We start from the raw sequence: 14,718 nt of genomic DNA on the forward strand, positions 1-14,718 counted from the left end.
CTTCATCGTTACCGTGGTATGCGACCGATCACAGTGCCAGCCCGGTGTGGACGACCGGTCGCGCCGCGGTGGACACCCAATGCGGAGTCCACCGCGCCGGCGGGACGCCGCCACCTGCCCCGGGATGCGCGGGTGGGGTGTTCCGCGGCCGAGAAACGGGTAGCGCACTACGCGTGCCGTGCGGTGGGCCAGGTCCATAACCTTGGAACTGTCCGATCCACCGAAGACTCGAGCGAACCATGAACGCACTGCTGCTGACCGTTGTGTCGCTGGGCGCCCCGCTCGCCGCGATAGGCCTGCACGATCTGCAGCTGCGCCTTGAGCGGTGGGACTACGAGCGTCACGCCGACGACTGACGTCGAAATCTCTTGAGCCCCTTAGGCCGCCGACGACGCCGCCGATAGCCTGTTGGCGACGAACGTCGCCGCCTGACTCGCCAGGCCGGACTGGACGTAAAGGCTGTGTGCGCTCACGTCGTTGCCGTCCGAGCACACCGGATCGCCGGTGGTGCACAGATCGATGGTCTTGGGTCCATACACCGGACTCAACGCGGTCAGCGGACCTCCGACCCGGTTGGAGGGGTTGCCGAACACGGCGACCGCGGCCACGTGGCCGGCGACGCCGGGCGGCATCGGGTCGCCGAACCCGAACACCGGCCGGCCTGCGACGGTGATGATGTCGACCACCGCCGCGCCCTGCGAATAGCCGCCGAGGACGATCTTGGTGTCCGGGCATGTGGCTGCGACGTTCTGGACGAACGCGCTGGCGTCGTTGGCTCCGTCGACGGCCTTGAGGAAGTCGTCGGACGCGGGGTAATTGACCCCGTACACCGCGACCGACTGGCCGCCGACCTGGGACCGTAGGGCGTCGGCAAAGGCGTCACCGACGCGCCCCGCGCCGGGTGCTTCGCCCGTTCCCCGCGCGAACACGACCTGGACGGCGGGGCACGCGTCAGCGGACGCCGACGCGATGCCGGACGGCACGGGCGAGGCCACGGCCGGCGCGGCGAGGATGGCAACGGCGAGCAGGGCAGGCGGCGCGCACCGCAACCACCGACGAAGTCCCGTGGCGGTCCCGCGGCCCGCGCTCGGCACGCCGGAAAGGTCAGGTTTGATCATGAACCTGTCAAACGCGCCTCGCCCGGCGAGTAATCCCCACCGAGCGAGAGCGAGCATCAGAACCGAGCGAGAGCGAGCATCAGGACCGAGCGAGAGCGAGCATCAGGACCGAACGAGAGCGCGCATCAGGACCGAACGAGAGCGCGCATCAGGACCGGATGAACGCCAGTAGGTCGGCGTTGATGGTGTCGGCCTGCGTCGTCGGCATCCCGTGCGGGAAGCCCGGATACGTCTTCAGCGTGCCGTTGGCCAGCAGCGCGGCCGACAGCGGTCCCGAATCCGCATACGGAACGATCTGATCGTCGTCGCCGTGCATCACCAACGCGGGCAGCGTGATCGCCTTGAGATCCTCGGTGAAGTCGGTCTGCGAGAAGGCGACGATGCCGTCGTAGTGCGCCTTGGCGCCGCCGGTCATCCCCTGCCGCCACCAGTTCTGGATGATCGCCTCAGACGGCTCGACACCGGGGCGGTTGAATCCGTAGAACGGGCCTGACGCCAGCGACCGGTAGAACTCGGATCGGTTGGCGGCCAGCTGGGCCTGCAGGTCGTCGAAGACCTCCTTGGGCAGGCCGCCGGGATTCGTCTCGGTCTTGACCATCAGGGGCGGCACCGCGCTGATCAAAACCGCTTTGGCAGCGCGGCTTTCGCCGTGCCTGGCCAGGTAGCGGACCACTTCGCCGCCGCCGGTGGAGTGTCCGACGTGCACGGCGTCGCGGAGGTCCAGATGATCGGTGACGGCCGCGAGGTCGTCGGCATAGTGGTCCATGTCATGGCCGTCGGCGACCAGGCTGGAGCGGCCGTGCCCGCGGCGGTCGTGGGCGATGACACGATAGCCGTGGCCGAGGAAGAACAACATCTGGGTGTCCCAGTCGTCCGAAGACAGCGGCCAGCCGTGGCTGAACACGATCGGCTGCCCCGATCCCCAGTCCTTGTAGAAGATCTCGACACCGTCTGAGGTGGTGATGGTGGGCATGGCTACCTTCCTGTCGCCGACGCGGTCGGCATGTCGACAACCGCACCACACACCTAAGCACCGGTCGCTGTGATTGTCCTTCGTTCTTTGGTCGGTGTCGGAACACCAATCCGGCAGCCGCGGCGGATTGGCCCAGGGCTGAGCGATCGGCGGCGAAGGCGACGCCGCGGCACCGTCCACGTGATGCGTGACGGCGACCGAGATGCCTTGACTTCAGGGCACATATCGTCGACGGGCGGACAGCTACCGTCGCGTCGACGCCCTCACGACGAGCTCCGGCTGAAACAGCACGTGCCGCGCCGCGCGTTTTAGCGGATCGTCCGGATCGTCGACGGCATGCATCAGCAGGTCGATCGCGGTGGCACCGATCGTCTCCGTCGGCTGTCGGACCGAGGTCAGGGGCACCACGGCCGAGCGGGCGAAGTCGATGTCATCGTAACCGACCAGCGCGATGTCGCCGGGGACCGCGATCCTATCCATCAGAGCCAGGGCCTGCAGCACGCCGATGGCCAGCAGGTCGTTGGCGCAGACCCCCCCGTCCGGGCGATCCGCGGGCCGGCGGGCGGCCAGCCGCTCTCCCACCGCTCGGCCCTCCAGCACGGTCAGTGCCGGAGTGTCGATGACCTCCAATGCCGCGCCGCGGGCCGCCGCGGCCTGGGCGGCACCCTTCCTGCGGTCCCTGACCTGCCTGAGCTCTCCAGGTCCGCCCACGAAAGCGATACGGCGGCAACCAGTTTCACACAAGTGATCGACAGCCAGCCGGGCGCCGGCGACGTCGTCGACGGCCACCGAATCGAACGGGGTGCCGCTGCCGTCCCGGTCCACCAGCACCACCGGCGTGCCTCGGTTCTGCAAAGCCGCCAACCTCGTCAGGTCGTCCCCGATTGGGGACAGCAGCAATCCGAACACGCGCTGCTCGTCGAAGGCGTCGATGTAGGCCCGTTCACGGACGGGATCGTCGTCAGAGGTGCCCAACAGGAGGGTGAGGTTGTGGTCACCCGCGCGGCGTTCGGCCGCCCTGGCGATGGCGGTGAAGAACGGGTTGCCGACGTCGAGCACCACCAAGCCGACACTGCGGGAGCGGCCGGCGCGAAGCTGGCGGGCGGCGTCATTGCGCACGAAGCCAAGCCGGTCGATCGCTGACTGAACGCGCTCGACCGTGGCAGGCGCGACCTTGTCCGGGGCGTTGAGCACATTGGACACCGTGCCGACGGAGACACCCGCCGCGGCCGCCACCTCGCGCATACTCACCACCGCACCATCACACCAGATCAGTACACACGCTCAGACTCCGATCGGGTGCGCGGCGCGGCTGGGCCGGGGTTGATAGCGCCGACCTGGGAATCGCTCACCAACCAGTCGCCGCAGCGATTCGAGATCTCCGCTGATCAACCCGGTAGCCCGGGCAGTGAGCAGCACGTTGCCCAGCGCGGTGGCCTCTACCGGCCCTGCGAACAGCGGTAGCCCCAGGCGATCGGCAGTCAGCTGGCACAGGAGCGCGTTCTGTGCCCCTCCGCCCACGATGTGCGCGGTGGTGACGTCGGTGCCCGACAGCTGGGCGGCGGTGCGCACGCTCGCCGCAAATGCCTCGGCAAGGCTTTCGACGATCGCGCGGACGGTTTCGGCGGGGCCGACCGGGGCAGGCAGCCCGCGCTCGCGGTACCAGGCGGCGATGCGGCCGGGAATGTCCCCGGGCGCGAGGAAACGCCTGTCGCCGGTGTCGAACACGGGCGGGGCGGGCACCTCGGCCGCCTGGGCAAGCAGCGCCGTCAACTCGGCGGGACGCCCTTCGCGCTCGTACTGCCGGACTGTCTCGCTGAGCAACCACAGCCCCATCACGTTGTGTAGGAAGCGGATCCGGCCGTCGGCACCAACCTCGTTGGTGAAGTTCGCCTGCCGGGCGACGGGGCCGACCACCGGCGCCGCGAGCTCGACCCCGACGAGTCCCCAGGTCCCGCACGAAATGTAGGCCGCCGTATCGGACCGCATCGGGATCGCCACGACAGCCGAGGCGGTGTCATGGGAGGCCACCGAGACGACCGAGACTCGGCCATCCAAACCGAGCGGGGCGGCGACCTCCCCGAGCAGCGGTCCCCGGACTGTGCCCGCCTCGGCGATGTCGGGGAACAGCGTGGCAGGCAGCCGCAGCCGGTCCATCAGCTCGCGATCCCAGTGCCCGTCGAGGCCGAGCAGCCCGGTGGTCGACGCGTTGGTGCGTTCGGCGCCAAGTTCCCCGGTGAGCCAATAAGTGATCAGATCAGGGATGAGCAGCACCGTGTCAGCCTGGTCGAGCAGCCCGCCCCGCTCCTGGTCTCGTTCGGCGGCCAGTTGGTAGACGGTGTTGAACGGCAGGAACTGTAATCCGTTGCGGGCGTATAGCTCGGCCGGGCTCAGTTCGGCGTGTACGTCGCGCACCCCCGCCTCGGTGCGGTTGTCACGGTAGTGGTACGGCGTTCCCAGCAGCCGCCCGTCGCGCAGCAGTCCGTAGTCGACGGCCCAGGAGTCGACCGCGATCCCCGCCAGTTCAGCGGCCTGCCGCCCCGCCGCCGCCAATCCAGCGCAGGCGCGGCCGTGCAGGCCGGCGATGTCCCAGTGCAGCGCCGATCGCCGCCCATTCCACAGAGTCACCGGATCGTTGGAGAACCTTGCCACCGTAGACATTTCGAGGTGATCGGGACCCACTTCGGCGAGCATGACCCGCCCGCTGGTTGCGCCCAAGTCGACGGCCGCGACATATCCGCTCATCGCAGGAACGCCGCGGGGACACCGGCATCCACCGGCACATGCAACCCCGTGGTGTGCGAGAAATCCGACGTGCACAGCGCGAATGCCGCGTTGGCGATGTGCTCGGGCAACACCTCGCGCTTGAGCAGTGTGCGTTGCGCGTAATACTTGCCCAGGTCCTCCTCTGCCACCCCGTAGACCGCCGCTCTTTTCGCGCCCCAGCCGCCTGCGAAGATCCCCGAGCCGCGCACCACACCGTCGGGATTGATCCCGTTGACCTTGACCCCGTGCTCACCGAGTTCGGCGGCCAGCAACCGAACCTGGTGTGCCTGATCGGCTTTGGTAGCCGAGTAGGCGATGTTGTTGGGGCCGGCGAACACCGAGTTCTTCGACGAGATGTAGATGATGTCTCCGCCGAGCTTTTGGTCGATGAGCGCGCGGGCAGCGGCCTTGGACACCAGGAAGGAGCCACGGGCCATCACGTTGTGCTGCAGGTCCCAATCGGCCGCAGTGGTCTCCAGCAGCGATTTCGACAGCGACAGACCAGCATTGTTGACGACGATGTCGATGCCGCCGAACGCCAGAGCGGTGGCGTCGATGGCGGCGGCAACGGCCGCCTCGTCGGTCACGTCGGCGGCGATGCCGATGGCTACGTCGCGCAGGTAAGGAGCGGATACGCCCAGCCCGTTGGCGATGTCTTCTGCAGCGGCAGCGGCCTTTCCGGCATCGAGGTCGGCGATCACCACGCACGCGCCCTCGGCGGCGAGCCGCGCCGCGATGGCCTTTCCGATCCCCGACGCCGCGCCGGTGACCAGCGCGATGCGGGTGGCGAGTGGCTTCGGCTCGGGCATCCGCGCCAGTTTGGCTTCCTCCAGCGACCAGTACTCGATGCGGAACTTCTCCGACTCGTCGATGGGTGCGTAGCTGGAAATGGCCTCCGCGCCGCGCATGACGTTGATGGCGTTGAGGTAGAACTCGCCTGCCACCCGCGCCGTCTGCTTGTCCTTGCCGTAGCTGTACATTCCGACACCGGGGATCAACACGATGGCCGGGTCCGCGCCCCTGATGGCGGGGCTGTCGGCCGCGGCGTTCCGGTCGTAGTAGGCCTGGTAGTCGGTGCGGTAAGCCTCGTGCAGTTCGGCCAGCCGGCTCTTGCAGTCTTCGAGCGACGCGCCTGCCGGCAGGTCGAGCACCATCGGCTTGACCTTGGTGCGCAGGAAGTGATCGGGGCAGCTGGTACCCAACGCGGCGAGGCGGGGATGCTCTGCGCCGGAAAGGAATTCCAGCACGCGTGGATCGTCGGTGAAGTGCCCGACCTGCGGCCTGTCGGTGGACGCCAGGCCGCGGATGAACGGCGCCAGTCTGGCGGCTTTGGTCAGGCGCTGCGCCTCGGGCAGCGCACCGAACCCGTCCAGCGGCGCGCCGAACGGCTGCGGGCGCCCGTTCGTGTCGATGTAGCGCTGCGCCGTCGCGATGATCTCGAGCGAATGGCTTTCCGCTTCGGCGGAGGTGTCACCCCATGCGGTGATGCCGTGCCCACCCAGAATGGTGCCGATGGCCTGGGGGTTGCGCTTCTTGATCTCGGCGATGTCCAGACCCAGCTGAAACCCCGGGCGCCGCCACGGCACCCACATCACCCGATCGCCGAAGATCTGCTTGGTCAGCGCCTCACCGTCGGCGGCGGTGGCCAGCGCGATCCCCGAGTCGGGGTGCAGGTGGTCGACGTGGGAGGCGTCGACGAGGCCGTGCATGGCGGTGTCGATCGACGGAGCGGCGCCACCCCGGCCGTGCAGGCAGTAGTCGAACGCCGCGACCATCTCGTCCTCGCGCTCGACGCCCGGGTAGACGTGCGTCAGGGCGCGCATGCGGTCCAGCCGCAGCACCGCCAGACCTTTCTCGGCAAGGGTGCCCAGGTCTCCACCGGAGCCCTTCACCCACAGTAGCTCCACCGGCGCTCCGGTGGCGGGGTCGAGATCCGAGCCCTTCGCCGAGGTGTTTCCGCCGGCGTAATTGGTGTTCTTCGGGTCGGAGCCGAGCCGGTTGGACCGGGCGATCAGCTCTGCGACAGTCGGATTGGTCATGTCATGCTCCCCAGCTCGATTGCGTGCCGCCGATGCGCTCGGCGTCGATGGTGTCCTGATAGCCCGATTCGGCGAACGCGGTCATCGGATCGGCGGGCAGGCCCCGGTCCGCTCGCCATTGCGCCAGCGCGGGACGCACGTCGGTGTAGAAGGCGTCCATGAAGAGAGCGTTGGCGCCCAGCACATCCCCGGCTTCCTGGGCGGCCGCCAGCGCAGCGGCGTCGACCAGCAGCGCCCTGGCGGTCATCTCCGAAACGTTGAGGACCGAACGGATCTGGCCCGCGATCTTGGCCTCGACGTTGTGACACTGGTCGAGCATCAGCGCAACGTCGGAGCCCGAATCCAGTGCACCACCCCGGATTACCTCGAACATGATCCGGAACAACTGGAACGGATCGGCCGCGCCGACGATCAGATCGTCGTCGGCGTAGAAGCGGGAGTTGAAGTCGAACGACCCCAGCTTTCCCAGCCGCAGCAATTGGGCAACGATGAATTCGATATTGGTGCCGGGTGCATGGTGGCCGGTGTCCAGGCACACCTTGGCCCTCTCGCCGAGTGCGCTGACATGGGCATAGGAGGTGCCCCAGTCCGGCACATCGGTCACGTACATCGCCGGCTCGAAGAACTTGTACTCCAGCACCATTCGTTGGTTGACGCCGATGTGCTGGTAGATAGCGGACAGCGATTCGGCCAGCCGGTCCTGGCGGCCGCGGATGTCGCCCTGACCGGGATAGTTGGTGCCGTCGGCCAGCCAGATCTTCAGGTCCCGCGAACCCGTCTCATTCATGATGTCGATGCAGGACAGGTGATGGTCGATGGCCTTCTGCCGCACCGTCTTGTCGGTGTGGGTGAGACTGCCGAACTTGTAGTCGTCGTCCTGGAAGGTGTTGGAGTTGATGGTCCCCAGCCGCACACCCTGGTCCTGCGCGTACTCGCCGAGCGCCGAGTAGTCGTCGACGGTGTCCCACGGGATGTGCAGGGCCACGGCCGGTGCCAGGCCGGTGAACCGGTGCACGGTCGCGGCGTCGGCGATCTTCTCGTGGATCGTGCGCGGGGTGCCGGGAGTGCCGAACACCTTGAACCGGGTGCCGGAGTTGCCGAATGCCCAGGAGGGCAACTCGATGGCAAGATTCTTGAGAACCGTTCCCGCAAAGGTTGTTTCAGTCATCGGTGTGCCTCCGCTGTTCGCACTCATCTCAGGCCCCCGCCTTCACGGTAGTAGGGTCCGCGACGGGCACGCCGTAGCGCTCGACCTCGATCTGCTGCAACGTCTTTCCTCGGGTCTGCGGCGCCCAGAGCGCACCGATCACGAGCGCGACAGTGAGCAGGGCGACGAGCAGGATGCCGACAGCGGGCAGCCCGGCCACGGCGAGCAGCGTCGGGAAGAAGTAGCTGAGCAGCCCGGTGAAGCAGCGCACCACGCAGAACATCACGCCCTGCGCACTGGCCCGGTACGGGGTCGCGAAGAGCTCACTGGCCCACAGCGAGTAGAACGCCTGCGCACCGATGCCCGAGGACACACCCCACAGCACCGCGAAGAGCAGCATCGTCGGCACGCCGCCGTCGGTGAAGGCGACCAGCACAATCCAGCCGGCGATGCCCAGTGCCGCTCCGATGACGTAGAGCAACCGCTGACTCATCCGGTCGGCGTACCGCATGAATCCGACGTACGTGGCGGCAACCGTGCAGCCCCACACCAGCACCTGCAGCAGGTTCTGCGCCACCGGGCTGTGCAATCCGGCGGTGTCGTAGACGCGGGGCATGAAGATGCCCGCCTGCCCGGCCACCGTGTTCCAGAACAGGTAGATGCCGCCGAGGAACAGCAACGCGGTGATGTTGACCTTGCGGGAGAACAATCCTTTCACCCCCCGGCGACCGACCGCGGAAGCCATCCGACTGGATTCATGCAAGCCCTCCTCCTTCCAGATCTGGGATTCCTGCAGACCCTGGCGGACCCACCAGACGATTGCGGCAACCACGAACAGGTGCAGGAAGATCAACCGGGACCCGACCAGGCCGAGCGGCGCGAGCAGGGCGGCCAGCGCGAAGCCGATCAGCGGGCCGATCGACCAGGCAAGCTGCGCGGTGCCGACGTGTTTGGCACGTTCGACGGAGGGGGCCTGTTCGGCGATGTACGTCCAGGACGCCGGAACGCCTGCGCCGACGGCGATGCCGGTGATCACGAACGCCGCCAGCAGCATGGTGAAGTTCATCGCGAAGGCTGCGATCAGCACTCCGACCATGTAGACGAGCAGGTCGTAGGTGTAGATCGCCTTGCGGCCGAACCGGTCGCACAGCGGGCCGCCGAGGATGGCGCCGATCGCCGCGCCGAATGCGTTGGCGCTGAGCGCGGCAAGCAGGCCGACGCCGAAATTGCTGATTCCGAACGCCGCCTGCCAGAAGCCCAGGCTGGTGGCGATGGCGATGATCGACCCCGCCTCGATGTAGTTCGACATGGCGACCGCAATGGTNAGACCAGCCCGTCGCCGGGCCGGACGAACAGCGAGTAATTCCGCCAACCCGCATCGCGCAGGGCCCCGAGCATCTCCGGCCACACGTCCTCGTGGGGATAGCGTCCCAGGGAGTGGTGGACTTCGGATCTGGCGTGGTTCACGCGTTTGCGATCAACGAGTCATGTTGAACGCTAGGTGATTTGGTGTTGTTTGGCAAGTGCTGCGGCGGCGTGTTTCTTGGCGATGACGGTGCGTAGTTCGTCCATGGAGACATCGGAGAGGTAGCGGCGGGTGACTTGCCACTCGTCGTGGGATTCGATGACCACCGCGGTGGCCAGTCGCAGGAACGCCGCCGGGTTGGGAAAGATCTCCACGACATCAGCGCGGCGCTTGATCTCCTTGTTCAACCGCTCGATCGGATTGTTCGACCAGATCTTCTGCCAATGCGCCCCCGGGAACGCGGTGAACGCCAGCACATCGGTCTTGGCCTCGCTCATCATTGAGGCGACTTTCGGGAAGCTGGCCGCCAGGGTGTCGGCGACCCGATCCCACTGGGCGGCGACCTCGGCCGGGTCGGTGTGGGCGAAGATCGTCTTGACCGCCGCGGTCACCGCCGGAGTGTGCTTCGCGGACACTGCGGTGTGCAGATTGCGCATGAAGTGCACCCGGCACCGCTGCCACGATGAGTTGCTGAACTGTTGTGCCACAGCGGCTTTAAGCCCAGCGTGGGCGTCGGAGATGACCAGATGCACCCCGGTCAGTCCCCGTGCTTTCAGCGACGCCAAAAACTCGCGCCAGAACTCGTAGGACTCGCTGTCACCGACCGCGGTGCCCAGCACTTCGCGGGTGCCATCGATCGACACCCCGGTAGCCACCACCAAGGCCTGAGAGACCACGTGCGCCCCGATACGGACCTTGCAGAACGTCGCATCACAGAACACGTACGGAAACTCGGTGTGGGCCAGGCTGCGGGTGCGAAATGCCTCGATCTCCTTATCGAGGCCGGCGCAGATCCGCGAGACCTCCGACTTGGACACCCCCGCCTCGACGCCCATCGCGGCCACCAGATCATCGACGCTGCGGGTCGACACCCCGTGGACGTAGGCCTCCATGATCACCGCATGCAGCGCCCGGTCGATGCGGCGGCGGCGCTCCAGCAGCGACGGGAAGAACGACCCGGCCCGCAACTTGGGGATCTGCACCTCAATGTCACCGGAGGTAGTCGACACCGTCTTCGGTCGGTGCCCGTTGCGGTGCACCGTGCGTCCATCGCTGCGTTGGTAGCGGCCGGCGCCGATCATGGCGGTGGCCTCGGCCTCGATGAGCTGCTGCAGCCCGGCGCGGATCAGCTCGGCGAACACCGCGCCGGCATCGGCAGACTTCAACGCATCAAGCTGGGCGAGCAGGGCAGAATGGTCATGGGTCATCGCGTGGTGTGTCCTTGTCGTGAGTCACTTGGTAGGTAACTCACTGACCACTACGCGATGACCCACCCCAACCCCGGCAGCGACACACCCGACACAAGGTCCGGCACCGTCATCCCCGGATCCCCGAAACCCCACCACGCCAGGGGACTTACCCCTCGTGGGCGGCGAGGTAGTCCCCGACGCGGTCGGGATTGAGCTGCAGCAGGAAGCACACCCGGTCCGTCTTAACGTCGCCCATTGTCGCGCCCTTTCGATTTGAAACGTTTCAATTAGTGAGTGAGGTCACGATAGGTGCATGGCGTGCGCCCCGTCAACCCCTATCCGACCGACGGCTCACCACGAAAATCGGCTTGCGCCGAACTCAACACCATCGACGACGAAGGCAGGGCAAGCAGATGGCCACGGAGCTTCTGTGGCAGGAGGCGTACACCGCACACGCCACGGCCGCCGACGGCCGCACGGTGCGGTGTCTGCAGCGTCACGGCGGGTCACTGCTCGACGCCGGCGGGCTGGCCTAAGTCTGGCCTACTGAACCCGCCGCGCTTCGCCGCCGGCATCGATCGCACCGAGCAACTGCTGAGAACACCCGAGCAGGACGCGGCGCAGGTCGGCCGAATCGACGTCCGCGAGGCGGGGATCCGAACAGCACCCGTGGATCCCCGCCGACACCATCGAGATGGTGATCCGGGTGGCGGCGTCGGGCTCAGGGCCGAGCAGAAGTCCGGCGAACCGTTCGATGGTGTCCTTGAACTCGGCGCGGCTTTCGCAGATCCGCTCGATGGTCGGATCGCCGTGGAATACCGCGGTCACCCGGCGATGCCGTACGGCCAGTTCGATCAGTCCACTCACCGCCGTCTCACGCCGCGCGACCGGGGACGGAAGCCCTTCCGCGATACTGATCAGGCGTACCAGATCGTCGAACACCGGCCCGACGACGGCCAACGCGATGTCGTCCTTGGACTGGAACTGGTAGTACACCGCGGCCTTGCTCACCCCGAGGCGGTCGGCGATCATCTGCAGCGATGTCCCGCTGACCCCATGCTCGGCGAACAAGGCGAGAGCCGCCTCGATCAACCGCTCGCGCGCGAATCCGCGCTGAGCAACCGGCTTGGCCAAGCCGTTACCTCCGTCGCCGTCCTGCCGACCGCGCGGGAAGCCGCGGTGCTGACCGTAACCCAATGACCGGCCGAAACTGTGATAGTTAGCCGATCGGCTTGCCCAAGCATAGCCAGTCGGTTAGCGTTCGGCTGTCGATCGGAAACTTTGATGGTCTCCACATCGGCGACGACCTGCACGTCCGGCCGTCACCGGGAGCCTGACCACGGGCCGGTCGCCGGTCTGAGTCGGCTACGGGCGGAGGATGTTTCGATATGCGATTGCTCAAGCGGGGCTGGATCCCGTTGGTGATCGTTGTGGTGGTCGCGATCGCGGGTTTCACGGTGATGAGGATCCGCACCTTCTTCGGCGGCCCCGACACCGTCGGGGTGTCCACCGCCATGGAAGACGACACCAAACCCTTCGAACCCAAGGTCGTCACCTACCAGGTCTACGGCGTCCCCGGCGCCACCGCCGACATCAACTACCTCGACCTCAACGCCCAACCCCAACGCGTCGACGGCGCCGCCCTGCCCTGGTCACTGACCCTGTCCACCACCGCACCCTCGGTCTTCCCCAACATCGTCGCCCAAGGCGACGGTGACACCATCAGCTGCCGCATCACCGTCGACGACGAACTCAAAGACCAACGCACCTCCGACGGCGTCAACGCCCAAACCTTCTGCCTGGTGAAATCCGCATGACCGCACCCACCACCGACACCCCCACCGCCGCCGTCCCGGCGGCGCAGCACGCAAAGCGCTCCGGCATCGCCCACCTGATCCGCAGCCTCGCGCTGCCGATCATCCTCGGCTGGGTCGTGCTCATCGCCGTGCTCAATGTCGTGGTGCCGCAGCTGGAGGCCGTCGGGCAGATGCGGTCGGTCTCGATGAGCCCGGAAACCGCGCCATCCACGATCGCGATGAAACGCATCGGCGAGGTGTTCGGAGAGTACAAGTCGAACAGCTCGGTCATGATCGTGCTGGAGGGCGATCAGCCGCTCGGCGACGACGCGCACAAGTACTACGACGAGATCGTCGCCAAACTCAAGGCCGACACCACCCATGTGGAGCACGTCCAGGATTTCTGGAGCGACCCGCTCACCGCCGCCGGATCCCAGAGCCCCGACGGCAAGGCCGCCTACGTCCAGGTGTACCTGGCGGGCAACCAGGGTGAGGCGCTGGCCAACGAATCCGTCGAAGCCGCCCAGAACATCGTCGACAGCGTCCCCGCCCCCGACGGGGTGCACGCCTACGTCACCGGTCCGTCGGCGCTGGCGGCCAACCAGATGGAGGCCGGCGACAGCAGTATGCGGACCATCGAGATAGTCACCTTCGCGGTGATCATCACGATGCTGCTACTGGTCTACCGGTCGATCGTCACGACGGTGATCGTGCTGGTCATGGTGGTGTTGTCGTTGGCCGCCGCGCGCGGCGTCATCGCGTTCCTGGGCTTTCACGACATCATCGGGCTGTCGACGTTCGCCACCAACCTGCTGGTGACCCTGGCGATAGCGGCATCGACGGACTACGCGATCTTCCTGATCGGCCGCTACCAGGAGGCCCGCTCGGTCGGCGAATCCCGCGAATCGGCGTTCTACACCATGTATCACGGCACCGCCCACGTGGTGTTGGGCTCGGGTCTGACCATCGCCGGCGCGACGTTCATTCCGCTGGCCATCGGCATGCTCGTGGTGGTCTTCTGCTCGATGACGCTCGGCGCCGCCATCGTCACGGTGGCCAGCCGGTTCGGCCTGCTGGAACCCAAACGCGCCATGCGCATCCGCGGCTGGCGCAAGGTCGGCGCCGCGACCGTGCGCTGGCCCGGCCCGATCCTGGTGGCCACCATCGCCCTGTCGCTGATCGGGCTGCTCACCCTGCCCGGCTACCGCACCAGCTACAACGACCGCAACTACATGCCCGCCGACATCCCCGCCAACGTCGGCTACGCCGCGGCCGACCGGCATTTCTCGCAGGCCCGGATGAACCCCGAACTGCTGATGATCGAAAGCGATCACGACCTGCGCAACCCCGCCGACTTCCTGGTCATCGACAAGGTCGCCAAATCCATCTTCCGGGTGCCCGGCATCGGCCGCGTTCAGGCCATCACCCGGCCGTTGGGCACCCCGATCGAACACACCTCGATCCCTTTCCAGATCGCTGGGCACCCTGATCAACACAGATCCTCATCGGCATGCAGGGCACCACCCAGCAGATGAACCAGAAGTACATGTCCGACCGGATGGCCGAAATGCTGGTGCAGGCCGACGAGATGCAGAACACCATCGACACGATGGAGAAGATGCAGGCGATCACCACCGAGATGGCCGCCACTACGCACAACATGGTCGAGCATGAAGGACATGACCATCGATGTGGCCGACCAGGATCACATCGCCGATTTCGACGACTTCTTCCGTCCGCTGCGCAACTTCGTCTACTGGGAGCCGCACTGCTACGACATCCTGTTCGCTGGTCGATCAGATCGGTGTTCGACGGCATGGACGACGTCTTTGATGACCGACGACATCCAGGCGATGATGCCGGACATGGAACGCCTCGACGTGCTGATGCCGCAGATGCTGACCATGATGCCCGAGATGATCGCGACCATGAAGTCGATGAAGACATGATGCTGACGGCGTATTCGACCCTGGTGGAGATGCAGGATCAGATGGCGGCGATGATGGACAACGACGGCGATGGGCCAGGCATTCGACGCCGCCAAGAACGACGACTCGTTCTACCTGCCGCCGAAGCCTTCGACAACCCCGACTTCAAACGCGGCATGACGATGTTCCTCTCCCCTGACGGCCACGCGGTGCGCTTCATCATCTCCCACGAGGGC

At 66.6% G+C, this 14,718-nt stretch carries 10 protein-coding genes and 2 pseudogenes; 3 read left to right on the forward strand and 9 right to left on the reverse strand.

The features are described from left to right. Positions 1-377: 377 nt before the first annotated feature. The 8 genes and pseudogenes from ADBZ6K_RS24920 to ADBZ6K_RS24955 form a co-directional block, all read right to left on the reverse strand. On the reverse strand, positions 378-1,118 hold the full coding sequence (locus ADBZ6K_RS24920; RefSeq protein ID WP_526351765.1) for a cutinase family protein: 741 nt from the start codon (positions 1,116-1,118) through the stop codon (positions 378-380). 148 nt (positions 1,119-1,266) lie between these two features. After that, positions 1,267-2,091 carry an alpha/beta fold hydrolase gene (locus ADBZ6K_RS24925; protein ID WP_526351767.1) on the reverse strand — a complete coding sequence of 275 codons (825 nt, stop codon included), beginning with the start codon at positions 2,089-2,091 and terminating at the stop codon, positions 1,267-1,269. Between the two features lie 243 nt (positions 2,092-2,334). Beyond that, positions 2,335-3,336 carry a LacI family DNA-binding transcriptional regulator gene (locus ADBZ6K_RS24930; protein ID WP_526351787.1) on the reverse strand — a complete coding sequence of 334 codons (1,002 nt, stop codon included), beginning with the start codon at positions 3,334-3,336 and terminating at the stop codon, positions 2,335-2,337. Positions 3,337-3,375: 39 nt separating this feature from the next. Then, a complete protein-coding gene (locus ADBZ6K_RS24935; RefSeq protein ID WP_526351769.1) occupies positions 3,376-4,836 on the reverse strand; it encodes a rhamnulokinase in 1,461 nt (486 codons plus the stop codon). Further along, entirely contained in the window at positions 4,833-6,896 is a 2,064-nt protein-coding gene (locus tag ADBZ6K_RS24940; RefSeq protein WP_526351771.1) for a bifunctional aldolase/short-chain dehydrogenase, read from the reverse strand. The genes ADBZ6K_RS24935 and ADBZ6K_RS24940 overlap by 4 nt, the downstream gene beginning before the upstream one ends. A gap of 1 nt (position 6,897) precedes the next feature. Further along, a complete protein-coding gene (gene rhaI / locus ADBZ6K_RS24945) occupies positions 6,898-8,064 on the reverse strand; it encodes an L-rhamnose isomerase (RefSeq protein WP_526351773.1) in 1,167 nt (388 codons plus the stop codon). A gap of 28 nt (positions 8,065-8,092) precedes the next feature. Continuing rightward, positions 8,093-9,422 (reverse strand): annotated as a pseudogene (locus ADBZ6K_RS24950) (MFS transporter). 118 nt (positions 9,423-9,540) lie between these two features. Beyond that, complete coding sequence (locus ADBZ6K_RS24955) at positions 9,541-10,776, reverse strand: IS256 family transposase (protein WP_526351775.1); 1,236 nt, start codon at positions 10,774-10,776, stop codon at positions 9,541-9,543. Positions 10,777-11,171: 395 nt separating this feature from the next. Here ADBZ6K_RS24955 and ADBZ6K_RS24960 point away from each other — a divergent pair, with 395 nt between their 5' ends. Beyond that, positions 11,172-11,294 (forward strand): hypothetical protein, encoded by a 123-nt coding sequence (locus ADBZ6K_RS24960; RefSeq protein ID WP_526351777.1) that lies wholly within the window; start codon positions 11,172-11,174, stop codon positions 11,292-11,294. A gap of 7 nt (positions 11,295-11,301) precedes the next feature. Here the strand turns inward: ADBZ6K_RS24960 and ADBZ6K_RS24965 are convergent, their stop codons facing one another. Continuing rightward, positions 11,302-11,892, reverse strand: coding sequence for a TetR/AcrR family transcriptional regulator (locus tag ADBZ6K_RS24965; RefSeq protein ID WP_526351779.1), 591 nt, complete (start codon positions 11,890-11,892; stop codon positions 11,302-11,304). Positions 11,893-12,146: 254 nt separating this feature from the next. Between ADBZ6K_RS24965 and ADBZ6K_RS24970 the strand changes: the two genes are divergently transcribed. Both ADBZ6K_RS24970 and ADBZ6K_RS24975 read left to right on the forward strand, forming a co-directional pair. After that, entirely contained in the window at positions 12,147-12,575 is a 429-nt protein-coding gene (locus ADBZ6K_RS24970) for an MmpS family transport accessory protein (protein WP_526351781.1), read from the forward strand. Continuing rightward, positions 12,572-14,718: pseudogene (locus ADBZ6K_RS24975) on the forward strand (MMPL/RND family transporter); the annotation flags it as partial. The gene ADBZ6K_RS24970 and the pseudogene ADBZ6K_RS24975, both read left to right, overlap by 4 nt.

Origin of the sequence: Mycobacterium sp. (genome assembly GCF_044223235.1) — a bacterium.
Taxonomy (GTDB): Bacteria; Actinomycetota; Actinomycetes; order Mycobacteriales; family Mycobacteriaceae; genus Mycobacterium.